Below are 21,584 nucleotides of genomic sequence, written 5' to 3'. Positions count from 1 at the left end.
CGTTATTTCTTTTTACGAGCCGAAAGTGCCAGATCTCAGGTTATCAAGTGACAGAGGCACCCGCTTCATATAAAATAATGGCATAAGCTGATACATAGGAGGACGAATATGACTTGGAGAAAGAGCTATGAACGCTGGAAACATACAGAAAATTTAGATCCGGAACTAAAAGAGCGCCTCGCTGAATTAGAGGGGAATGAACAGGCTCTTGAGGACTGCTTCTATAAAAACCTTGAATTCGGTACTGGCGGAATGCGCGGAGAAATCGGCGCCGGGACGAATCGCATGAATATTTACACTGTGCGCAAAGCATCAGCCGGGTTTGCGGCATATATCTTGCAGCAAGGTGAGGAAGCGAAAAAACGGGGCGTTGTCATTGCTTATGATTCCCGCCACAAATCGCCGGAGTTTGCGATGGAAGCGGCAAAAACACTTGCTACACAAGGCATCCAAACATACGTATTTGATGAGCTTCGCCCGACGCCGGAGCTGTCATTCGCTGTCAGACAGCTGAACGCCTATGGGGGAATTGTGGTGACGGCAAGCCATAATCCGCCTGAATATAACGGCTACAAAGTATACGGAGATGACGGCGGCCAGCTGCCTCCAAAGGAAGCGGACATCGTCATTGATCAGGTAAATGCGATTGAAAATGAGCTGACGATCACAGTCGACGATGAAAAAGCGTTGAAAGAAAAAGGCTTAATCAAGATCATCGGTGAAGACATTGATCAAGTCTATACAGAAAAACTGACGTCCATTTCTGTTCATCCTGAGTTATCCGGAGAAGTAGAAGTAAACGTTGTTTTCACACCGCTGCATGGAACTGCAAATAAACCGGTTAGACGCGGTCTTGAAGCACTCGGCTACAAAAATGTAACGGTTGTTAAAGAACAGGAACTGCCGGATTCAGACTTCTCTACTGTTAGCTCTCCAAACCCGGAAGAGCATGCGGCATTCGAATATGCCATTAAGCTTGGGGAGGAGCAGAACGCAGATATTCTCATCGCAACAGACCCTGACGCTGACCGCCTCGGCATTGCGGTGAAAAACGATCAAGGCAAATATACAGTGCTGACAGGAAACCAAACCGGTGCGCTGCTGCTTCATTACTTGCTTTCTGAAAAGAAAAAGCAAGGCATCCTGCCTGACAATGGTGTTGTGCTCAAAACAATCGTCACAAGTGAAATTGGGCGTGCTGTCGCTTCTTCATTCGGCCTTGATACGATTGATACGCTGACAGGCTTTAAGTTTATCGGTGAAAAGATTAAGGAATACGAGGCATCAGGCCAGTATACCTTCCAATTCGGTTATGAAGAGAGCTACGGTTACTTAATTGGGGATTTTGCCCGCGACAAGGACGCCATTCAGGCAGCGCTCTTGGCAGTTGAAGTTTGCGCGTTCTATAAAAAACAAGGAATGTCATTGTATGAAGCGCTCATCAATCTCTTCAACGAATACGGTTTTTATCGTGAAGGGCTGAAATCCTTGACGCTGAAAGGAAAACAGGGAGCAGAACAGATTGAAGCGATTTTGGCTTCCTTCAGACAAAATCCGCCGCAAAAAATGGCCGGCAAACAGGTTGTCACAGCCGAAGATTATGCTGTAAGCAAACGGACGCTTCTGACGGAAAACAAAGAAGAAGCGATCGATCTGCCAAAATCAAATGTACTGAAATACTTCCTGGAAGACGGGTCTTGGTTCTGCCTCCGCCCTTCCGGAACTGAGCCGAAGGTCAAATTCTACTTCGCTGTAAAAGGAACCTCTTTAGAAGACAGTGAAAAGCGTCTTGCCGCGCTTTCTGACGATGTAATGAAGGCGGTAGACGACATTGTAGAGGCTACAGCCAAATAGTTCAAGCATAAGCTGGATCATTGTAAATGATCCGGCTTTTTTCTTTTCTCATCCAAAAGTCTGAAAGAAAATCATCCCTCAAGCGAAGTAACGAAATACAAAAAACTGGTATAATCTTAAATAACAAGACCAATGCCGGAGTGAGAAACATGAGCAATACGAGGATGGAAAAATTAAAAACGCTGAAAACGATTGCGGAAACCTTAAATCAAGGGCACGATGTCAAAGCAACACTGGATGAGGTTTTAAAAGAATTGCTGAGCCTGACGAACCTTCAATCCGGATGGATTTTTTTGATCGAAGAAGACGGCTCCTATACGTTAGCGGCCGACGCTTATCTGCCCCCGGCTTTAAGCCGCAAGGAAAAAGTGCTGATGTGCGAAGGGGAGTGCTACTGCCTGACGAAATTCAATAACGGAGGGCTGAGAAGGGCCGCTAATATAATGAACTGCAAACGCATAGAATCAGCCGAGGAACTGCATTGTTTTGACACTGAAGGGATTACGCATCATGCAACTGTGCCTTTAGAAGACGGGGACAGGAGATTCGGATTGTTAAATGTAGCGGCGGCCGGAAAAACCATGTTTGATGAGGAAGAGCTGCATTTACTTGAGTCTGTCGCCTTTCAGATCGGAACGGCAATCCAGCGCATGAAGCTTTCAGAATATAAACAAAAAAATGCTCTTTTAATGGAGCGCAACCGCCTCGCTCAGGAGCTTCACGATTCCGTCAATCAAATGCTGTTTTCCGTCAGTTTAACAGCCAGAGCGGCAAAGACACTAACAAAAGATGAGAATTTGCAGCAGATGATTGATTTCATTCAAAACCTATCACAGGACGCGCTCGCAGAAATGAAAGCATTAATTTGGCAGCTTCGTCCCGGAGGATTGGAAAAAGGGCTGTCTGAAGCCATTAAAAGCTATGGCACGCTCATCGGATTACATGTCATTTTCACACAAAAAGGCTGTCTTGCTCTTACTGATGAGCAGGAGCATATGCTGTGGCGTATAGTACAGGAAGCTTTAAACAACTGCAAAAAGCATGCCGGTACTGATACGGCGTATGTCAGCCTGACTGCTTCTTCGTACCATGCGGAGCTGGATATCATAGATCATGGGGCAGGGTTTCGCTATGAAGCGCATGACGGGGTGCCTTCACTTGGCATCAAGGGTATGAAAGAACGGGCACTAAAAGCCGGCGCGGCGTTTTTGATTGAGTCAGAGCTTGGTGCGGGGACAAAGCTGTCCGTCAGGCTTCCGCTAAACAATCAGAAAGGAAGGACAGTGCAATGAAAATTGTAATTGCGGATGATCACCATGTTGTCAGAAAGGGGCTTCGTTTTTTCTTCGCCACCCAGGGTGATATTGAAGTTGCCGGCGAGGCCGCAACCGGAACAGAAGCTCTCCGTGTCATTGAAGAGACAAAGCCTGATCTTGTGCTGATGGATCTGTCTATGCCCGAGATGGACGGCATTCAAGCCATAAAAAAAGCAGTACAGCAATTTCCGGGCATCAATATCATTGTGCTGACGAGCTATTCCGATCAAGAGCACGTCATCCCGGCGCTGCAGGCGGGGGCGAAGGCGTATCAATTAAAGGATACGGAGCCAGAGGAATTGGTAAAAACACTAAGACAAGTGCATGCCGGCGAATACAAGCTTTCTTCAGCTATTATGCCCCATGTGCTGACACATATGAGAAATCAGCACGCTCCGGAAAAAGAAAAATTTTATCAATTAACACGAAGGGAAAAGGACGTTCTGAACGAAATTGCCAACGGCAAAAGCAATAAAGAAATCGCGGCAGCCTTGTTTATTTCAGAAAAAACAGTGAAAACCCATGTGTCGAATCTTTTAGCAAAGCTTGATGTAGCCGACCGGACGCAAGCAGCGCTTTTCGCAGTGAAATATAACCTGAATGGAGAGATCACGAAATGAACATGTTAGTCATAAACGGTACGCCCAGAAAACATGGCAGAACAAGAATTGCCGCATCCTATATTTCAGCGCTGTATCACGCGGACTTGATTGATCTAAGCGAGTTTATATTGCCGATTTTTAATGGTGAAGCGGAGCAATCCGAACTTTTGCAAGTACAGGAGCTTAAGCAGCGCGTCACTAAAGCGGATGCGATTATCTTATTATCTCCTGAGTATCACAGCGGCATGAGCGGCGCTTTAAAAAATGCGCTGGATTTTCTAAGCAGCGAACAATTCAAATATAAGCCCGTTGCATTATTGGCAGTGGCAGGAGGCGGAAAAGGCGGCATCAACGCGCTGAACAATATGAGAACGGTCATGCGGGGTGTCTACGCCAATGTCATTCCGAAGCAGCTCGTGCTTGATCCGGTGCACATTGATGTTGAAAATGCTGCAGTGAGGGAAAATATAAAGGCCGGCTTAAAAGAGCTTGTCGAAGAACTAAGCCTGTTCGCAAAAGCAGGAAATCCCGGCGTCTGAACGCCGGGATTTGTTTTATGTGAGCAAGGCTAATTGATCTTCGTAAGTCAGCTCTGTGGCATGATCAATATAACGGAGAAGGGAATACAGCATCTTTTCAAGAACGGCGTAATCCTGTTCAAAATGATACGCATGCAAAAAATGCTCGATTCGTTTTGATAACAAATCATCCTCTGTACGCACCATTAAAATCAATAAATTATCCCATTGAGAACGGTGAGTATAATACAGCGCTTTATCGTAATCGGCATAATCCATGAATCGCTTCTCCTTTCTTGTGTGAGAAGTTCATGATTAGTTTATGCCGCATCCTATGTTATTGACGGGGCAAAACTTGGCGTCTGCGGCAGTACAGGGGTAGCAATATGAGGGAGACATAAAATCAAAATGCCTGAATGAAGCCATCGCTTTTGGAAATCCTATGAGAGAACATAATCTGGGTACAGGAGACTGAAAACATGAAATCTCTGCCGTATACCATTGCGCTTCTTTTTTGCGGATTAATCATCGTGTCAATGGCTGCAAAAGGGCATTCAACGGACACAAACGAGTCCGTTCAAAAGTGGGAAAAGCTCGCCTGGAGCAAAATTCAGGATGAATATAAGGGGGCTTCGTTTTCTGATTACGCTTATATGGGACGGACCGAGGTGAATGATGAGCAGACGAAAGATGTCTTTCGGGTGACGGTCAGACAGAATGGCGACACCTTCTCTGTTCGGGCCGAAGTCTATTTTCATCCGGTGACGAAACATATGATCAGCATCAACGTCTTTAGGCTCTAAGTAAAAAACTGTACAGCCGCTAAGGCCATACAGTTTCTGTTTTTAGAAATATCGTTTTGCTCCGAGATAGCGCTGTTTCCAGTAAGAGTTGTTCATACTGGAAATGACAACTCCGGAATCATTGGCATTAATGAACTCCCCGTTTCCAAGATAAATTCCGACGTGGGAAGGGCCTGCTTTATATGTTGTAAAGAAAACGAAGTCTCCGACAGCAGGCTGGCTGACAGATTTCATTGTGTTCCAATATCCGGCTGCCGTTAATCTTGATACGGATGTGACTTTGTTCAGTGCATAGTAAATGAAACCGCTGCAGTCAAATCCGGCGGGTGTCGTGCCTCCCCAGCGATACGGAACCCCAAGCTGCTCTTTAGCGGCGGCAATCATAGTGTTGATTTTCGCGCTTGAAGAGCTGGTAGTGCTTGATGACCCGGATGAAGCAGAGGATGAAGATGAGGCTTTTCCGGTAATGACCAGCTTTTGGCCAACCTGCAAGACATCCGTTTTTAAATTGTTTTTCTCCCGAATCTGCTGAGCTGTTACATTAAACTTTTGAGCAATCACCCACAAGGAATCGCCGCTTTTCACCGTGTATGTAGTCGTCGTCGTGCCGGAGCTTGCATTTGACGAAGAAGACGATGACGATGAAGAAGAGCCTGAAGATGCTTTACCTGTCAGCTTCAGCACTTGTCCGACGTACAGCACATCTGATTTCAGATTGTTGCTGTTTCGGATTTGCTGTACAGTCAGGTTATAGTTGTTTGCAATTTTCCAAAGTGAATCTCCGCTTTTTACAGTGTATTTCGTTGTTGCTGAAGTTTGGTTCGAATTAGATGAAGTGTCTTTGGAAGACGTATTAGAACCGCTAGATTTTGTTTTTAACACTTGATTCACATAAATGGTGTCTGATTTTAAGTTGTTCAAGACCTTCAATTCAGCGACGGACATATTGACTTTGTTTGCGATTTTCCAAAGCGAATCTCCAAGCTTCACCTTATATGTTCCGGTAGAAGATGAAGAGCTTGAGCTCTTATTGGAACTGCTTTTTTTACTGGTACTAGAGCTGGAGCTTGAGGAAACCGTACCGGATACCTTTAATTTTTGCCCCGCACGAATCATGTCGCTGCTTAGGCCATTTAATTTTTTCAGTTCCTGCACCGTCATTTTATACTCATTTGCGATCAGCCAAAGTGAATCTCCGCTTTTCACTGTGTAAACAGAACTTCCGCTCTTCTTGGTTGTTGAGCTTGAAGTAGATGAAGTGCTGGAATTGCTGCCTGGAATGGTAAGCGTCTGGCCGATCGACAGAACAGTAGTCGAAAGATGGTTGGCGGATGTGATAGCCGCCACACTTGTATTGTAGTTTTGGGCCAGTTTCCATAAAGAATCTCCGCTTTTAACCTTAATCGTTGCTGCCTCAGCTGGTGCCACTGCTAAAGTTGTGCTGACAATCGCAGATGCTGTCAGCCCTGCTGCTAATTTCTTTTTCATCTGAGCTCTCCTTTTTCCCCCAATGATTTTGAATTCGCTGTTTCTTTTTTATATCGGCAGATTTGTCTCATCGTTTTGCCTTTTTTTAAAAACAGCCATATTATCTTAACAAAAAGGGGGAAAAAGGACATAAAAAAAGAAGGAATCATTTTCTATTCCTTCATTCTTAAAAGCTTCATGATATCTTCCTTGTTTTTAACAAGGTCGCGCAGCGTATAGTTGTCTAAAACCGCAAGATAGGCCATAAGCGCTTCATTAAGTACATGTTTTAAGCCGCACACCGGGGAAATAATGCAGAGATTCTTGTTCGCATCAAAACATTCCACAATATTAAAATCATCTTCCGTTTTTCTGACAACCTCACCGATATTGATGTCTTCAGGGTCCATGCCTAAACGTATGCCGCCGCCTCGTCCGCGTATCGTTTCTACGTAGCCGAGCTGGCCGAGCCTGTATATGACTTTCATAAGATGATTTTTTGAAATAGAATATGTTTCGGCAATCTGTTTTATATTTGAAAGTTCTCCGGGACGTTCTGCAGCCAGAAAAATCAACACTCTTAACGAATAATCTGTATAATTTGTTAACTTCATAATAAGACCTCATAATAAGACATTTTCTATATCTTATCATAATCGATTGAAAAATGAAAAAAAAGGAATTTTTCAATAAAAAACGTACACCCTGCTGGGTGCACGTTTTTTATTTACATGTGATTCGGTGGATTTTGGTTTTTACGGTTCTTATCGATTTCGGTGTTTTGCATTTTGCGTTCAAATGTAGACAGATAACGTGATGCAAAATCCTTTCCGCCAAGGCCGAAGGATAAACCGAAAGCGAGTGCGAAGCCGCTAAGCACGATAATGAACGCGGAATTGACGATTGTGTCAGCGACACCAAGCTGATCCAGGGCCATAAAGAAAGCAAGTGCAATAATCGTATACTTAGCAATCGCTGCTAAAGACTTGAATTCCTGGCCTTTAATGATGCTGGCGAGCACTTTTCGCACCATTTCTCCGGCGTAAAGGCCGATTCCGAGAATGAATACGGCGACAAGGACATTTGGAAGATACGCGATGATGCCAGTCGCAATCTCTACGAGGAAGTGCAGCTGAACAATTTGCAGCGCCTCGGCTGTAAACAGCAGAATGACAATGATTTGCGCAATCATACCGACAACTTGAGACAGGGACAGCTTTGCAGGCGTTCCTGTTTCCATGCCCATTTTTCCTAACACAGAATCAAAGCCTGCACGATGGAGCAGTCCGGACACCATGGTGTTCACCCATTTTCCTGTCCACATACCCGCTAAAATAAGCACAATGGCAATGATGATATTCGGAAGCATGTTTAAGATGGTATTCAGCATAGAGACAGCCGGTTTCGAAATGCCGGCGACATCAAGCTGGTCAAGCGCAGAAATGACAACCGGTATTAAAATCAGCACATAAGCGATTGTTCCGATGACTGCAGAAAGGCTTGTATCTTTTAAATAAATAGATAAACCCATACGGGCAGCGAATCTTTCCGTGCCGATGCTTGCTAGGAAATTCGTAATGATGTCACGTACAAGACGGGCAACAAGCCAGCCGATTAAAACGATAAGCGCCGCAGCAAATAATTTCGGCAGAAAAGCGAGCACGCTTTCCATCATATTTGTAAACGGGCCTGAAATGCCGCTGATTTTCAAAGAAGATAAGACCCCTGGGAGGAAAACGAGCAGCACAAGGTAAAAGACAATTTGTGAAGCGGCATTGACTGCCTGATGAATATCTTTCCCTTCAGATACCAAATTCCACTTGCGCACCTTGTCACTCGTGCTCAGCTTTATCCCGATTTTTTTGACAAGGAAGCTCAATACAGAGGCTGCAGCCCATCCTAACAGCAGGAGGAGTCCGGCCTTCAGCACGCTTGGGATAGCCGCTGTAATTGCGGAAAGCATGCTGACAAACGGTGATGCCACTGTTGTCAGGTGCAAAATGTTAAAGAATAAAATAAAGACGATAATCAATGCAATAAAATAAACGACCTTGCTTATGACTTTTTCCGAGGAATAGCGTGATGGCTTTTTCCCAGCAAAGAGCTTGTCGTCGATTTTTGTTTTTCTGAGCCCTTTGTATACCGCTTTTTCAATGATTTTAGCGATAGCCCATCCGATTAATAAGACGAGTAAGGCAATGATTACGTTTGGCAGCTTACTGAGATAAGAAGAAAGCATGTCTGCTACATTCAATTGGTATCGCTCCTTTTTTTCGTAATATGATGTGTTTTTACCCACTGACACAATCGGCAAACAGCTGAATGTGCCGGGCGAATTTTTTTCTTGCCCAAGTGCGGCTATCATCTTTTGTCAGGCGGGCTCATACATTATAGATAAGTCCAAGTAGGGGGGATTCGGTTGAACGCGGAGGAGAAGAAGGGATTACAGCGGGCAATTGAGGAAATTACCGAAATTGCAAAGGGATTCGGCCTTGATTTCTACCCGATGAGATATGAAATCTGCCCGGCTGAAATTATTTATACATTCGGCGCGTACGGGATGCCGACAAGATTCAGCCACTGGAGCTTCGGCAAGCAGTTTCACAAAATGAAGCTGCATTATGATCTTGGATTAAGCAAGATTTATGAGCTGGTCATTAACTCAGATCCATGCTACGCTTTTTTGCTGGACAGCAACTCACTGATCCAAAATAAATTGATTGTTGCTCACGTTCTCGCCCATTGTGATTTCTTCAAAAACAACTGCCGCTTCCAAAACACGAAGCGCGATATGGTGGAAAGCATGGCGGCAACGGCCGAGCGGATTAAACACTATGAACAGGTTCACGGGATAAAGGAAGTCGAGGCTTTTTTAGACGCGATCCTATCGATTCAGGAGCATATCGATCCCTCTTTGGTCCGTCCAAAGCTCCTATGGAGTGTGGATGATGAGGAAGAGGAGCTTGAAGAGGCAGCGACGCCTTACGATGATTTATGGTCTTTAGATGAAAAGAAACCAAAAAAACAAGTGAAAAAATCGAAAAAACCTTTCCCGCCGCGGCCGGAAAAAGATATTCTGCTTTTTATCGAGGAGCATTCCCGGGAACTAGAGCCGTGGCAGCGTGATATTTTAACGATGATGAGAGAGGAAATGCTTTATTTCTGGCCTCAGCTGGAAACAAAGATTATGAATGAGGGCTGGGCTTCCTATTGGCACCAGCGAATTATACGTGAGCTTGATTTAACTTCTGATGAAGCGATAGAGTTTGCCAAGCTGAATGCAGGTGTCGTCCAGCCGTCCAAAACGGGTATCAATCCTTATTATTTAGGGCTGAAAATTTTTGAAGACATTGAGGAGCGGTACAACAACCCGACTGAGGAAATGAAGAAAATAGGCGTAAAGCCTGACTCGGGCCGGGAGAAAATGTTTGAGGTCAGGGAAATTGAATCCGATATCTCTTTCATCCGCAATTATTTAACAAAAGACTTAGTCATGCGGGAGGATCTTTATTTATTTCAAAAGCAGGGCAGAGATTATAAAATCGTCGATAAAGAGTGGGAGTCGGTGCGCGACCAGCTCGTGAGCATGCGGGTAAACGGCGGGTTTCCGTATTTGACAGTAAACGACGGCGATTATATGAAAAATAACGAGCTCTATATTAAGCATTGGTATGAGGGCATAGAGCTGGATTTGAAATATTTGGAGAAGGTGCTCCCTTATTTATTTCAGCTTTGGGGGAGAAGCGTGCACATCGAGTCTGTACTTGAGGATAAGGAAGTCGTGTTTTCGTATGACGGAAAAGGTGTTCACCGCAGGTACCTTTAAAAAAAGAGGATGCAGCGTTCTGCATCCTCTTTTTTTATTTTCCTGTTTTCAAAATCTTAAAGATGATTTTTGCCTGGTCGGTATTGTTAATCAGTCCGCGGAATTTCTCTTTTCCTGGGCCGTACGCGTATACCGGCACTTCTTCGCCCGTATGATCGGTACTCGTCCATCCGCTGTTAGACCGTGTGTTCAGGATCTTGATGATGGCTTTATAGGCGCCTTTGTCCTTGTCAGCCTGGGCTGCTGTTTCAACACTTTTGATTTCTTCAGTTGTGAAGTCAAGGTCAGTATAGCGGGCGAGCACATCTTTTGCCGGTTTGCCCTCATTGATTTTCTTTGCCATAAATTCAGGTGTTTTTTTGGCGGCGAGAATCGGCTCCGCGTGCCAATTCTTTTCGCCGTTTGCGCCAATGGTAAATCCGCCGGTCGTATGGTCAGCAGCTGCAATGACAAGCGTGTGTTTATCTTTTTTCGCAAAGTCAATCGCGGCTTTATAGGCCTGTTCAAAATCTTTAACCTCGCTCATGGCTCCTACTGTATCATTGTCATGGGCCGCCCAGTCGATTTGGCTGCCTTCGACCATTAAGAAAAATCCTTTTTTATTTTGGTTCAGACGGTCAATGGCTGAAACCGTCATGTCTTTGAGAGAAGGTGTTTTGCTGTCACGGTCCAGCGCTTTAGCAAGCCCTCCGTCTGCGAAAAGCCCAAGCACCTGCTGATCTTTATTTTTCTTCAGCGCTTGTTTTGTTGTCACATAGCTGTAGCCTGCTTGTTTGAATTCCTTCGTCAAATTTCTGTCCTTACGGTTAAAATACGATTTTCCGCCGCCAAGCAAAACGTCTATTTTTTGTTTGCCTTTTATTTTGTCATCCATATAGCTGTTGGCGATTTGGTCCATGTTTTTCCGAGATTCGTTGTGGGCGCCATATGCGGCAGGGGTGGCGTGGTTTATTTCAGACGTTGCGACAAGCCCGGTCGATTTGCCTTGCTGTTTGGCTTCTTCGAGCACAGATTTTACTTTTTCTCCGTTTTTATCGACGCCAATTGCATTGTTATATGTCTTAACGCCTGTCGCCAATGCAGTTCCGGCTGCAGCTGAGTCCGTAATATTATAGTCAGGGTCATCCGGATGCGTCATCATCATGCCTGTCAGGTTCCGGTCAAATTCAGTTAACTTTGGGTTATTCGGTGTTTCACCGTTATTTTTCATGGAACGGTAGGCGTTTATGTATGATGCTCCCATCCCGTCACCAATCATCACAATGACATTCCTGATCTCATCTTTGTTTTGTTTTTTGGCGCTAGCTTTTTCGGTCTGCTGCAGTTCTGCACCGGCGAATATGCCGGCTGTAAGCACGGAAACAGCTGCGATGGGCACAAGTTTTGATTTCAAGTTTTGAAACAGACTCATTTTTTTTGCAGGCCTCCTTTAATGTATTCTGTATATTATGTTAGGGAAATTTTGTTAAATACGGCTGTTGACCGTGTAAACATTAAGTAAAGCATTGTAAGGAAATGAAAAATGTCGTTTCGTTATTTTGTCTTATTTGGTTCAAAGCATTCATTTTTCCAGAAAAATCTTTACCTCTTCGTCCTTGCATGATATGTTTGTTTAAATAAAAAAACTGCGGTTCTCCGCAGCTTTCCCCGAATACTCTTTATCACTCAATCTTCCAATTTGTGAGTTGACCCCGAAAGTTTTTCATTTATTTCCTTTAAGTTGAAAAACCTCCCAAATCACATGACAAAAGGACTCGTTTTTTGTCACCTTTGAAACGAAAATGAAATATTTAATACCCTTACAAACTTTTTTTTAGAACGAATAATTAAGAAATTTGTCACATGAAGTCAAGACTATTTCTGTTGGGAATCTATCCTTATAATAGAAAACAATAAGATTAATTAAAAAAAGAGATCAATATATAGAGATATAAATATTTGGGGAGGAAAATATGAAAAAGCAAATCATTACAGCTACAACAGCAGTTGTTTTAGGATCGACATTATTTGCAGGAGCGGCATCTGCACAAAGCATCAAGGTGAAAAAAGGCGATACGTTATGGGAACTTTCAAGAAAATACGACACAACGATCAGTAAAATTAAATCAGAGAACCACCTTCGTTCAGACATCATTTACGCAGGGCAGACTTTATCGATTAACGGCAAATCTACAAGTTCAAAAAGCAGCAGTTCTTCATCTTCTTCTACATACAAAGTAAAGAGCGGGGACAGCCTTTGGAAAATTTCGAAAAAATACGGCATGACAGTCAGTGAACTGAAAAAACTGAATGGCTTAAAATCAGATTTGCTCCGCATTGGACAAGTCCTGAAACTGAAAGGTTCTACAAGTTCAAGCAGCTCCAGCTCATCAAAGGTGTCATCGTCTTCAACTTCTACATATAAAGTAAAGAGCGGAGACAGCCTTTCTAAAATTGCGAGCAAATATGGCACAACAGTTAGCAAATTAAAAAGCTTAAACGGCTTAAAATCAGATTTAATCTATGCCGGCCAAGTGTTGAAAGTGAAAGGAACAAGCTCAAGCACAGGATCAAAAAATGTTTCTTCCAGCACTTCATCATCTTCAAGCAGCAAAACGTCATCTACATCACTTAATGTGAGCAAGCTGGTTTCTGATGCAAAAGCGTTAGTCGGAACGCCATACAAATGGGGCGGAACGACGACTTCCGGCTTTGACTGCAGCGGGTTCATCTGGTACGTACTGAATAAACAAACAAGTGTGGGCAGAACAAGCACTGCGGGCTACTGGAGTTCTATGAAGAGCATTGCCAACCCGTCTGTCGGTGATTTCGTCTTCTTCACAACATATAAATCCGGCCCTTCTCACATGGGGATTTACGTTGGAAACAACAGTTTCATTCATGCAGGATCTGACGGCGTACAAATCAGCAGCCTGAACAACAGCTACTGGAAGCCTCGTTACCTCGGTGCGAAAAGATTCTAATTTTAGAAGGAAACCCGTTCATTGGAACGGGTTTTTTTCATTAGACGGAGCTCATCCGTTTTGGTTGCATCTAAAAATGAAAATGTGATAAAAAATCCAAGAATTTTTTTTCTTTCTTATTTTCATAAAGGGCGATTGCGTAAGCGCCGGCATAGGGCAGCTGTACAGATTGATAAGGGATTTTGATCATCTGATTCTCTGCCAACTCACGCTTTACCGTAGATAAGGGCAGAAATGAAACCCCGAGTCCTTCCTTGATAAACCGTTTCGTTATATGTGTTTGTGTGACTTTCATTGTTCTCACAAATGGAAATGTCACTCTGACCTGACGGAGCAAGTCGTCCCAGTAATCAGGATGATTGTGGGTCAAAAGCAGGTATTGTTCGAGCACCTCTTTGGCATCAATTTCTTTGTCTGCCATGAAACGCTGATCGGGCGGGGCAACAAGGACAACAGGGTCTTTATATAAGCAGTGGCAGGTTAAAGAGGAAGACTGCACCTTTAAACAGCTCAGTCCGATATCTGCTTCCCCGGCTTTAATCAGTGACGCGATTTCTGCCGATTCAAAAATCGTTACCGCCATTTCTGTTTCTGTATTCATTGCTGTGTACCGCTTCATGACAGACGGAAGCACAGTATCTGCGATAAGCGGAGAAACCGCGAGCTGTAAGGTTTGACAGTAGCCTTGTCTCACTCTGTGAAGCTCTGCCATGCTGTTTTCGTAATCATCAAGAAGCCTGAGTGCATACGGCAAATAAGCCCTGCCTTCATCAGTCAGCTGGATCTTCCTGCCTTTTCGCTCGAACAGCTTGCAGCTGATTTCTTTTTCTAATTGCTTAATATGCACGGTCACAGTAGGCTGAGATAAAAAAAGCGTTTCCGCTGTTTTTCGGAAGTTTTCATATTTCGCAGCGGTCACAAAGGTGTGTAGCCATTTGAAATCCATTTCTAATCTCCCTCTGATTAATAATTTTAATTAATTCCCTTTAAAATATTCAATATTTTTTAAATATTATATTTACTATAATAACAGAAAAGGATAGGGGGAATACAATTGGTACATTACGGATTAAAGGGAATTACATGTGTGGAAACATCTATCAGCCATATTGATGGCGAAAAAGGCCGCCTGATTTACAGAGGGCATCATGCAAAAGACATCGCCCTGAATCACAGCTTTGAAGAAGCGGCTTATTTAATTTTATTTGGGAAACTGCCGTCATCTGAAGAATTGCAGACATTTGAAGAGAAGCTTGCTGCGGAGCGGCATTTGCCGGAACACATAGAGCGCTTGATTCAGTCACTGCCAAACAACATGGACGACATGTCGGTGCTGAGAACGGTTGTTTCAGCATTTGGGGAAAATGCGTACACGTTTCATCCGAAAACAGAAGAAGCAATTCGGCTGATTGCAATCACGCCTTCCATCATTGCGTACAGAAAACGATGGACGCGAGATGAAAAAGCAATTGCGCCATCTTCCCAGTACGGACATGTCGAAAACTACTATTATATGCTCACAGGTGAACAGCCTTCAGAGGCAAAAAAGAAAGCGCTTGAAACATATATGATTCTGGCCATGGAGCACGGCATGAATGCCTCCACTTTTTCTGCACGTGTCACATTATCTACAGAGAGTGATTTAGTGTCAGCTGTCACTGCTGCTCTCGGCACGATGAAAGGCCCGCTGCACGGAGGCGCTCCTTCTGCGGTGACCAAAATGCTTGAAGACATTGGAGAAAAAGAAAATGCTGAAGCTTATCTGACAGAAAAACTCGAGAAAGGAGAGCGCCTGATGGGATTCGGCCATAGGGTGTACAAGACGAAGGACCCGCGGGCAGAAGCTCTGAGACAGAAAGCAGAAGAGGTGGCCGGCAATGACCGCGATCTTGATCTTGCGCTGCACGTAGAAGCAGAAGCGATTCGTTTGCTTGAAATCTACAAACCGGGACGCAAGCTATATACAAATGTTGAATTTTATGCGGCTGCTGTGATGAAGGCGATTGATTTTGACGATGAATTGTTCACACCGACCTTTTCAGCAAGCCGAATGGTAGGGTGGTGCGCCCATGTGCTGGAACAGGCAGAAAACAACATGATTTTCCGCCCGTCAGCGAAATATACAGGCGCCATTCCTGAAGAAGTTCTTTCATAACATATTTTGCTGTTTATTCGCTTCTATGACGTGGTAACGTTCAGTATCAACCACATGTCTAGGAGTGAAGAATATGAACCCAATGGACAGACAAACAGAAGGGCAAGAGCCGCAGCATCAGGACAGACAGCCGGGCATTGAGTCACAAATGAATCCGCTGCCTCTGTCAGAGGACGAGGATTATCAAGGAAGCGGAAAACTGAAAGGAAAAGTCGCGATCATTACTGGGGGCGACAGCGGAATAGGGAGAGCGGCAGCGATTGCGTTTGCTAAAGAAGGGGCCGATATCTCCATTCTTTACTTAGATGAGCATTCTGACGCAGAGGAAACGCGTAAACGGATCGAAAAGGAACATGTCCGCTGCCTGCTTATCCCGGGAGATGTCGGGGACGAGAACCATTGTGAACAAGCTGTGCAGCAAACAGTGGACCATTTTGGTAAACTCGATATCTTGGTGAACAACGCTGCTGAACAGCATCCGCAGGACAGTATTCTCAATATTTCAACAGAACAGCTGGAAAAAACATTTCGCACAAACATTTTTTCCATGTTTCATATGACGAAGAAAGCTTTGCCCCACCTTAAAGAGGGGAGTGCCATTATGAATACGACATCGATTACCGCTTATGAAGGCGATACGATGTTAATTGATTATTCCAGCACAAAGGGTGCGATTGTCTCCTTTACGCGGTCCATGGCGATGTCCCTTGCGGATAAAGGCATCAGAGTGAATGCGGTGGCGCCCGGCCCAATTTGGACACCGCTTATTCCGGCGACATTCCCGGAGGAAAAAGTGAAACGGCATGGCTTGGATACCCCAATGGAAAGACCGGGACAGCCAGTTGAGCATGCAGGCGCCTATGTCCTGCTGGCGTCTGATGAATCTTCCTATATGACAGGTCAGACCATCCACGTAAATGGCGGCCGTTTTATTTCAACATAATGAAACGAAAAACCAGCATGATTGCTGGTTTTTTTGCGTGGTAAGATATTTCAAAATAAAAAATTTGTCGATTTTTCTAAAAATTTTGTTTTCATTTTTGTGATTTTATATATAATATTGAGTAGGAGAAAGGAATGATTCACCACTGGTACAAATAGGGTAGAAAAAAAGAAAAATGACCATTGCCACTCATGAATTCAGAAAATTCAAATAAAATATATAAAAATAGATAATTAGTCTAGGAGTTGAAGGGGAATGAAAGGGAGCGTATTTAGGAAGAAAAGTATTCAGGATTTACTCGCTGCGACGAGCGGTGAAAAATCTTTAAAAAGAGAATTAGGGGCATTCGACTTAACATTGCTTGGAATCGGAGCCATTATTGGCACAGGGATTTTTGTACTGACGGGAACAGGTGCAGTCACGGCTGGTCCCGGACTAACCGTTTCATTTGTTGTAGCGGCGCTGGCTTGTTTATTCGCTGCCCTGTCTTACGCAGAATTTGCTTCAAGTGTGCCTGTTTCTGGTTCGGTGTACACATTCACTTATGCGACTTTGGGAGAGCTTATGGCCTTCATTATCGGGTGGGATTTAATTTTAGAGTACATGCTGGCGGTAAGCGCGGTGTCAGTCGGCTGGTCTGGTTATTTCCAATCGTTTTTATCAGGGCTCGGCATTCATCTTCCAGTTGCTTTAACAGCGGCACCTGGGGCGGTGAAAGGTACATTTACCATTTTTAATCTGCCTGCATTCGTGATTGTGATGGCGATAACGTTTTTGCTTTATTTAGGCATCAAAGAATCAAAAAGAGTCAACAACATCATGGTTATCTTGAAAGTGCTTGTCGTTCTGCTGTTTATCGCGGTGGCAGCCGTTTACGTGAAGCCGCATAACTGGCAGCCGTTTATGCCGATGGGCTTTGGCGGCGTATTCAGCGCAGCGGCGCTCGTATTCTTTGCTTTTATCGGATTTGACGCTGTATCCTCTGCTGCGGAAGAGACAAAAAATCCTGCGAAGGATCTGCCTAAAGGCATTATTTTCTCTTTATTGGTTTGTACGGTTTTATATGTCACCGTATCAGCGATCATGACAGGGGTTATCCCGTTTGCCCAGTTTGCGGGTGTGGATCATCCGGTTTCTCTCGTCCTTCAAAGCGCCGGGCAAAACTGGGTGGCAGGCATCATTGATATTGGCGCCGTTTTGGGAATGACAACAGTTATGCTTGTGATGCTTTATGGACAGACACGCGTCATGTTTGCCATGTCGCGTGACGGACTGGTGCCGGGCTCACTTTCTAAGGTGCATCCAAAGCACAAAACACCTTATGTAGCCACTTGGTTTTTCGGAACGATGTCGGCGCTTCTAGGCTCACTAGTTCCGCTGGATGAACTTGCAAAACTGGTAAACATCGGAACGCTGTCAGCGTTTGTGCTGATTTCTGTGGCAGTTATCGTTTTGAGAAAGAAACAGCCGGATCTTCCGAGAGCTTTTAAATGCCCAGGGGTTCCGGTTATCCCAGGCCTGGCGATTCTGTTCTGCCTGTTCTTAATTTTAAATCTTGGATGGGTGACGATTGTCCGCTTCCTTGTGTGGCTGTTAATCGGCTTGGCAATCTATTTCCTGTATTCAAGAAAGCATTCAAAATTAAATCAATAATCTTTTGTTCAAGAGAGAGCGGTCATATAGGGCCGCTCTCTCTTTTATGTTCTTGGCAAATGAATCTATAGAAATGAAGACAAAAATAAGAGATAATATAGGCTGGAAAGGAAGTGACGTTTATTGTCTGAGCAAAAACCAGTCCAATGGGCTTCGAAAATCGGTTTCGTTATGGCAGCCGCCGGCTCGGCTATCGGCTTAGGCGCGATATGGAAGTTCCCTTATGTAGCGGGGACCAATGGAGGAGGCGCCTTTTTTCTTATCTTTGTGTTATTTACCATTCTCTTGGGCTATCCGCTTTTAGTGGGAGAATTTATTTTTGGAAGACGGAACCAGACGAATGCCATTGATGCATATAAAAAAGAAGCGCCGAGAACAGCTTGGTTTCTTACAGGATGGGTCGGCGTAGCCGCATGTTTCTTAGTGCTGTCGTTTTACAGTGTAATCGGAGGATGGATTTTGCTATATATAGTGAAAACAGCGTCAGGTTCACTGTCAGGGCTTACCCAAGCACAGTATGGCGCTCTTTTTGCTTCTATTATTCAAAATCCTATGCAGACACTCGCGGCTCAGCTTGTTTTTATGGTGCTGACTGTTATAGTAGTCGCCAGAGGTGTTCAAAAAGGGATTGAACGAGTCAGTGCGGTGATGATGCCGATTTTGTTTTTACTGTTTATTCTGCTCGTTCTTCGGTCTCTCACACTTAATGGTGCGATGGAAGGCGTAAAATTTTTGCTTGTGCCTCATTTCGGCGATCTGACTCCGGAATCCATATTATTCGCGCTGGGACAAGCCTTCTTTACGTTAACACTGGGGGTTTCGGTGATGGTGACTTACAGCTCCTACTTGCCGAAAACACAAAACGTCCCACGCTCGGCAGCCTCCATTGTCGTGATGAATATCATTGTGACTCTCTTGGCGGGCTTGGCCATTTTTCCGGCGGTTTTCTCATTCGGTTTTCAGCCAAATGAAGGTCCGACATTGCTGTTTACAGTGCTTCCGGCTGTTTTTGAACAGCTTCCGTTCGGCACCTTGTTTTTTATCGGCTTTCTCGTTGCGTTTTTATTTGCAGCCTTAACCTCCGCTTTTTCGATGGTTGAAATTATTGTGGCTACGATCGGAAAAGGGGACGAAAAGAAGAGAATAAAACTGTCATGGACGAGCGGGCTTTTGATCTTCTTGGTCGGAATCCCTTGTTGCTTGTCTTATGGTGTATTGAGCGATGTACACATGTTTGGTAAAACGTTTTTTGATATTGCCGATTTTACCGTCAGCAATGTTTTGATGCCATTAGGCGCTCTGTTAATTTCTCTATTTATCCCGCTGAAAATTCCGAAACAAGAGCTCTTGGCAGAAATGAGAAACGGATCAAATGCAAGTAAAGCATTCTTTTATACATGGTTTTATTTGCTTCGTTTTATCGTGCCGCTGGCAATTATTATTGTATTCTTAAATTTAATCGGTATTTTATCATTTTAAACAACAGGCTCCGTTCCCGGAGCCTGTTTTGTTTAACAAGACGAGATCCGCGGAGTCCACGCTGTTTTCAGTTTTTGGATACCGAGCCTAATGTCCTCTTCTGACAATCCGCCATAACCGATTAAAACAGAAACAAATGGCGGCTGTCCTTTATAAGAGGGAGATACGGGATAGATGGTTACGCCATTGTCGGCGGCTGCTTTAATTGCTTCTTCCTCACTTGCTGGAAACAAAAGCCGCAGCACGATATGAAGCCCGGAGTTTTTTCCGAGAACTTCAACGCTGTTTCCTAGTTCAGACCGTATGGCTTCTAACAGGACAGCGTGTTTTTTTCGGTATAAGGCTCTCATTCTGTTTACATGTTTTTTCCACTCTCCGCTTTCGATGAAGTCCGCCAGTGCCATTTGAGAGTGGGAAGAGACCGTTTGCTTCATTAAATGAGCGTTTTTTCCGACCGATTCCATCAGCGTGGGAGGCAAAATCAAGAAGCTGAGCCGCAAGGCAGGCAACAGTGATTTTGAAAAAGTGCCGAGATAGATGACTCTGCCATTCGGATCAAGCCCTTGCAAAGACGGAATGGGCTGGCCGCTGTAGCGAAATTCTCCATCGTAATCATCCTCGATAATGAACGAGTGTGCCTCTTTTGCCCATGCCAGAAGCTCCTGTCTGCGAGCTATCGTCATAATGGTCCCTAGTGGAAACTGATGCGAAGGAGTTGTATACACGAGGTGCGGATTCCGGCGTTTAAGCTCACCCGGCAGGACGCCTTCTTCATCAGAACAAATAGGAATGACAGTCATGTGATTTGCTTCAAACATCCTTCTTGACCGGTGAAATCCCGGTTCTTCAAAACCGATTTTTGTTCCGCGCCCAAGTGTAAGACAAAGAATTTGCAGAAGCACGGTGGTTCCTGCGCCGATGATGATCTGGCCAGGCTCGCAATTTACTCCCCGAGACAGCCTGACAAAATGGGCAATCATCTGCCTGAGTTCAGGTTCTCCTAGAGGATCGCCAGAGGTGTGGAACGATCCGGAATAGCGGTCCAGACTTTTTACTATGCTTTTTCTCCATGCGTTAAAGGGGAAGTGTACCGGATCAACATTGCCTTGGTGAAAATCAATAGCAGGTGCGTTTTCTTCATGTAAGACCGGTTGCGTAGACTGCTGAAAATGTACAGGAGCCGCCGGGAAGTCTGCTTCTACCCCCGCCGCGAACCAGCCGACTTTTGGCTTGCTTTTGACATAGCCCTCAGCAGTTAATTGCTCGTAAGCACGTTCGATTGTTGCCGTACTGACACCGAGCGAGCCGGAGAGCATGCGTTTTGACGGAAGCTTTGTTCCCTTCGTTATTCTCGTATGTGAAATTTCTTGTTTAAAAAAGGTATAAAGCTGCTCATACAGCGGTGTTTTGCTTTTTTTATCAAGAAACGGCGTGATATCCATCGTATATCTCCTTTATATCTGGCATGGTCATTTTTTCTGATATTGGCTATTTGGCAAATGCCATTTATTAGCTATGATCATTGTAACGAAAGGAAAGGGGATTGAGAAGATGATACATATGAAACAACTAACCACGAAAGAAGAATGGGCCGAGTCGTTTCCGGTAATGAGTGAATTGAGAACAGAACTGGATGAAGAGACGTATTTACACAGGCTTGAAGCCTGTGTGCGGAAAGAATCGTATATGCTGTTTGCCTTATATGAGGATACAGCAATCAGGGCGCTATGCGGCGCGCTGCCGAGGGTTTCCATTCATAAAGGGGAGCACTTATGGATTGCGGATCTTGTGACAACCGCGCCTTGCCGATCAAAGGGATACGGCAAAATGCTTTTGGATTATGCCGCAGACTGGGCGAGAAAAGCTGGATTTGGCTCTGTCAGTCTTTCATCTGGCCTTCAGCGCAAAGACGCACACCGATTTTATACAGACAAAATGGGTTTTACTATAGAAAGCTACTTGTTTCGAAAGCCAGTGTAATGAAAAAAGACGCCTCTTCAGGCGT

Annotated in this window: 19 protein-coding genes; 12 read left to right on the top strand and 7 right to left on the bottom strand. The window is 44.5% G+C overall.

Translation table 11 applies throughout. From position 1 onward, the window contains the following. Nucleotides 1-108 precede the first annotated feature (108 nt). From CVV77_RS08295 to CVV77_RS08280, 4 genes are all read left to right on the top strand, one after another. Entirely contained in the window at nt 109-1,854 is a 1,746-nt protein-coding gene (locus CVV77_RS08295) for a phospho-sugar mutase (protein ID WP_100275084.1), read from the top strand. A 149-nt stretch (nt 1,855-2,003) separates the two neighbouring features. After that, a complete protein-coding gene (locus CVV77_RS08290; protein WP_100275083.1) occupies nt 2,004-3,146 on the top strand; it encodes a GAF domain-containing sensor histidine kinase in 1,143 nt (380 codons plus the stop codon). Then, nucleotides 3,143-3,790, top strand: coding sequence for a response regulator (locus CVV77_RS08285; protein ID WP_100275082.1), 648 nt, complete (start codon nt 3,143-3,145; stop codon nt 3,788-3,790). Before CVV77_RS08290 ends, CVV77_RS08285 begins: the two co-directional genes overlap by 4 nt. Then, entirely contained in the window at nt 3,787-4,311 is a 525-nt protein-coding gene (locus tag CVV77_RS08280; RefSeq protein ID WP_100275081.1) for an NADPH-dependent FMN reductase, read from the top strand. The genes CVV77_RS08285 and CVV77_RS08280 overlap by 4 nt, the downstream gene beginning before the upstream one ends. Before the next feature lie 15 nt (nt 4,312-4,326). Here CVV77_RS08280 and CVV77_RS08275 read toward each other — a convergent pair whose 3' ends face one another. Further along, the gene (locus CVV77_RS08275; RefSeq protein ID WP_003224139.1) at nt 4,327-4,569 is read right to left on the bottom strand and encodes a YhdB family protein; all 243 of its coding nucleotides are present in this window, start codon (nt 4,567-4,569) and stop codon (nt 4,327-4,329) included. 200 nt (nt 4,570-4,769) lie between these two features. On the opposite strand from CVV77_RS08275, the gene CVV77_RS08270 reads away from it, so the two are divergent. Then, nucleotides 4,770-5,093 (top strand): YqzG/YhdC family protein, encoded by a 324-nt coding sequence (locus CVV77_RS08270; protein ID WP_088111241.1) that lies wholly within the window; start codon nt 4,770-4,772, stop codon nt 5,091-5,093. 42 nt (nt 5,094-5,135) lie between these two features. Here the strand turns inward: CVV77_RS08270 and lytF are convergent, their stop codons facing one another. From lytF to CVV77_RS08255, 3 genes are all read right to left on the bottom strand, one after another. Then, nucleotides 5,136-6,581, bottom strand: a complete 1,446-nt coding sequence (lytF, locus tag CVV77_RS08265) for a peptidoglycan endopeptidase LytF (protein WP_088111240.1) — start codon at nt 6,579-6,581, stop codon at nt 5,136-5,138. A gap of 152 nt (nt 6,582-6,733) precedes the next feature. Next, entirely contained in the window at nt 6,734-7,174 is a 441-nt protein-coding gene (gene nsrR, locus CVV77_RS08260; RefSeq protein WP_003239574.1) for a nitric oxide-sensing transcriptional repressor NsrR, read from the bottom strand. Between the two features lie 113 nt (nt 7,175-7,287). After that, nucleotides 7,288-8,814: a mechanosensitive ion channel gene (locus CVV77_RS08255; RefSeq protein ID WP_100275164.1), complete on the bottom strand. Its 1,527-nt coding sequence runs from the start codon at nt 8,812-8,814 to the stop codon at nt 7,288-7,290. 165 nt (nt 8,815-8,979) lie between these two features. Here CVV77_RS08255 and spoVR point away from each other — a divergent pair, with 165 nt between their 5' ends. Beyond that, entirely contained in the window at nt 8,980-10,386 is a 1,407-nt protein-coding gene (gene spoVR / locus CVV77_RS08250) for a stage V sporulation protein SpoVR (RefSeq protein ID WP_019257901.1), read from the top strand. Between the two features lie 34 nt (nt 10,387-10,420). Here spoVR and phoA read toward each other — a convergent pair whose 3' ends face one another. Further along, nucleotides 10,421-11,797: an alkaline phosphatase PhoA gene (gene phoA, locus CVV77_RS08245; RefSeq protein WP_100275080.1), complete on the bottom strand. Its 1,377-nt coding sequence runs from the start codon at nt 11,795-11,797 to the stop codon at nt 10,421-10,423. A gap of 541 nt (nt 11,798-12,338) precedes the next feature. On the opposite strand from phoA, the gene lytE reads away from it, so the two are divergent. Beyond that, the gene (gene lytE, locus CVV77_RS08240; RefSeq protein WP_088111237.1) at nt 12,339-13,349 is read left to right on the top strand and encodes a peptidoglycan endopeptidase LytE; all 1,011 of its coding nucleotides are present in this window, start codon (nt 12,339-12,341) and stop codon (nt 13,347-13,349) included. A gap of 70 nt (nt 13,350-13,419) precedes the next feature. Here lytE and citR read toward each other — a convergent pair whose 3' ends face one another. Further along, nucleotides 13,420-14,295: a transcriptional regulator CitR gene (citR, locus tag CVV77_RS08235; protein ID WP_019257903.1), complete on the bottom strand. Its 876-nt coding sequence runs from the start codon at nt 14,293-14,295 to the stop codon at nt 13,420-13,422. 108 nt (nt 14,296-14,403) lie between these two features. On the opposite strand from citR, the gene citA reads away from it, so the two are divergent. From citA to CVV77_RS08215, 4 genes are all read left to right on the top strand, one after another. After that, nucleotides 14,404-15,504 carry a citrate synthase CitA gene (citA, locus tag CVV77_RS08230; RefSeq protein ID WP_100275079.1) on the top strand — a complete coding sequence of 367 codons (1,101 nt, stop codon included), beginning with the start codon at nt 14,404-14,406 and terminating at the stop codon, nt 15,502-15,504. A gap of 73 nt (nt 15,505-15,577) precedes the next feature. After that, entirely contained in the window at nt 15,578-16,447 is an 870-nt protein-coding gene (locus tag CVV77_RS08225) for an SDR family oxidoreductase (protein ID WP_100275078.1), read from the top strand. Between the two features lie 255 nt (nt 16,448-16,702). Then, entirely contained in the window at nt 16,703-18,100 is a 1,398-nt protein-coding gene (gene bcaP, locus CVV77_RS08220; RefSeq protein WP_003239563.1) for a branched-chain amino acid transporter BcaP, read from the top strand. Between the two features lie 123 nt (nt 18,101-18,223). After that, nucleotides 18,224-19,579, top strand: coding sequence for a sodium-dependent transporter (locus tag CVV77_RS08215; protein ID WP_100275077.1), 1,356 nt, complete (start codon nt 18,224-18,226; stop codon nt 19,577-19,579). Nucleotides 19,580-19,611: 32 nt separating this feature from the next. Here CVV77_RS08215 and pdxR read toward each other — a convergent pair whose 3' ends face one another. Further along, entirely contained in the window at nt 19,612-21,021 is a 1,410-nt protein-coding gene (pdxR, locus tag CVV77_RS08210) for a MocR-like pyridoxine biosynthesis transcription factor PdxR (protein WP_100275076.1), read from the bottom strand. Between the two features lie 109 nt (nt 21,022-21,130). On the opposite strand from pdxR, the gene CVV77_RS08205 reads away from it, so the two are divergent. Continuing rightward, nucleotides 21,131-21,559 carry a GNAT family N-acetyltransferase gene (locus tag CVV77_RS08205; protein WP_100275075.1) on the top strand — a complete coding sequence of 143 codons (429 nt, stop codon included), beginning with the start codon at nt 21,131-21,133 and terminating at the stop codon, nt 21,557-21,559. Nucleotides 21,560-21,584: the final 25 nt, after the last annotated feature.

The organism is Bacillus sp. SN1 (assembly GCF_002796895.1).
GTDB lineage: Bacteria > Bacillota > Bacilli > Bacillales > Bacillaceae > Bacillus > Bacillus inaquosorum.
This window is presented reverse-complemented; position numbering and strand designations above follow the sequence as displayed.

Excerpts from the sequence above, each read along its gene's own strand:
- CVV77_RS08295 (WP_100275084.1), top strand. The coding sequence starts at position 109 with ATGACTTGGAGAAAGAGCTATGAACGCTGGAAACATACAGAAAATTTA.
- CVV77_RS08290 (WP_100275083.1), top strand. The coding sequence starts at position 2,004 with ATGAGCAATACGAGGATGGAAAAATTAAAAACGCTGAAAACGATTGCG.
- CVV77_RS08285 (WP_100275082.1), top strand. The coding sequence starts at position 3,143 with ATGAAAATTGTAATTGCGGATGATCACCATGTTGTCAGAAAGGGGCTT.
- CVV77_RS08280 (WP_100275081.1), top strand. The coding sequence starts at position 3,787 with ATGAACATGTTAGTCATAAACGGTACGCCCAGAAAACATGGCAGAACA.
- CVV77_RS08275 (WP_003224139.1), bottom strand. The coding sequence starts at position 4,569 with ATGGATTATGCCGATTACGATAAAGCGCTGTATTATACTCACCGTTCT.
- CVV77_RS08270 (WP_088111241.1), top strand. The coding sequence starts at position 4,770 with ATGAAATCTCTGCCGTATACCATTGCGCTTCTTTTTTGCGGATTAATC.
- lytF (WP_088111240.1), bottom strand. The coding sequence starts at position 6,581 with ATGAAAAAGAAATTAGCAGCAGGGCTGACAGCATCTGCGATTGTCAGC.
- nsrR (WP_003239574.1), bottom strand. The coding sequence starts at position 7,174 with ATGAAGTTAACAAATTATACAGATTATTCGTTAAGAGTGTTGATTTTT.
- phoA (WP_100275080.1), bottom strand. The coding sequence starts at position 11,797 with ATGAGTCTGTTTCAAAACTTGAAATCAAAACTTGTGCCCATCGCAGCT.
- lytE (WP_088111237.1), top strand. The coding sequence starts at position 12,339 with ATGAAAAAGCAAATCATTACAGCTACAACAGCAGTTGTTTTAGGATCG.
- citR (WP_019257903.1), bottom strand. The coding sequence starts at position 14,295 with ATGGATTTCAAATGGCTACACACCTTTGTGACCGCTGCGAAATATGAA.
- CVV77_RS08225 (WP_100275078.1), top strand. The coding sequence starts at position 15,578 with ATGAACCCAATGGACAGACAAACAGAAGGGCAAGAGCCGCAGCATCAG.
- bcaP (WP_003239563.1), top strand. The coding sequence starts at position 16,703 with ATGAAAGGGAGCGTATTTAGGAAGAAAAGTATTCAGGATTTACTCGCT.
- pdxR (WP_100275076.1), bottom strand. The coding sequence starts at position 21,021 with ATGGATATCACGCCGTTTCTTGATAAAAAAAGCAAAACACCGCTGTAT.
- CVV77_RS08205 (WP_100275075.1), top strand. The coding sequence starts at position 21,131 with ATGATACATATGAAACAACTAACCACGAAAGAAGAATGGGCCGAGTCG.